Consider the following 1043-nt stretch of genomic DNA (forward strand, 5'->3'; position numbering starts at 1 on the left):
CCGCCCCCGTGGCCACGCACCCCCCTCCTCAAGGCAGGATGAGCACGTGGCTGAACTCATCACCGTCGACGACCCGGACGACCACCGCCTGCACGACTACACCGGCCTGACCGACGTGGAGCTGCGCCGCAGGCGCGAGCCCGCGGAAGGCCTCTTCATCGCCGAGGGCGAGAAAGTCATCCGGCGCGCGACCGAGGCCGGCTACACGATGCGGTCCATGCTCCTCTCCGCCAAGTGGGTCGAACCCATGCGGGACGTGATCGACGCCGCGCGGGCCCCCGTGTACGCGGTCACCCCCGACCTCGCCGAACGCGTCACCGGCTACCACGTCCACCGCGGCGCCCTCGCCTCCATGCAGCGCAAACCGCTCCCGGAGCCGGCCGAGGTGCTCCGTACGGCCCGCCGTGTCGTGGTCATGGAAGCCGTCAACGACCACACCAACATCGGCGCGATCTTCCGCAGCGCGGCGGCGCTCGGCATGGACGCCGTCCTGCTCTCGCCGGACTGCGCCGACCCGCTGTACCGCCGGTCCGTGAAGGTCTCGATGGGCGCGGTCTTCGCCGTACCGTACGCACGGCTTGATGCCTGGCCCAGGTCCCTGGAGACCGTACGGACGGCGGGTTTCAGGCTGCTCGCGCTGACCCCGCACGAGAAGGCGGTCCCGATGGACGAAGCGGCCCCGCACCGGCTGGAACGGGTCGCGCTGATGCTGGGCGCGGAGGGTGACGGACTGTCGGCCCGGGCCCTGGACACCGCCGACGCGTGGGTACGTATCCCCATGGCGCACGGAGTCGACTCGCTGAACGTGGGCGCGGCGGCGGCGGTCGCGTTCTACGCGGTCACGACGGGCCGTCCGGCGGACTGAGCGCGCGGCCGGATGAACGCCCGGCCCGAGCGGGCGTCCCGCCGACCGGGCGGCCGGTGCGGCCCGGTCGGCCCTGATCAGAGTCGCCGGGCCGGCCTCAGAGCTGCTGGGCCGCCGCGATCCCCAGGGCGACGATCAGCGTCACCACCACGAACACGATGAGGCGCTGCCGCAGCAG

Annotated in this window: 1 protein-coding gene; it reads left to right on the forward strand. The window is 72.8% G+C overall.

Translation table 11 applies throughout. The features are described 5' to 3' along the window. Positions 1–46 precede the first annotated feature (46 nt). Positions 47–865: an RNA methyltransferase gene (locus GT042_RS02830; protein ID WP_161307109.1), complete on the forward strand. Its 819-nt coding sequence runs from the start codon at positions 47–49 to the stop codon at positions 863–865. The last annotated feature ends 178 nt before the right edge of the window (positions 866–1043 follow it).

Origin of the sequence: Streptomyces sp. SID3212 (genome assembly GCF_009865405.1) — a bacterium.
Taxonomy (GTDB): domain Bacteria; phylum Actinomycetota; class Actinomycetes; order Streptomycetales; family Streptomycetaceae; genus Streptomyces.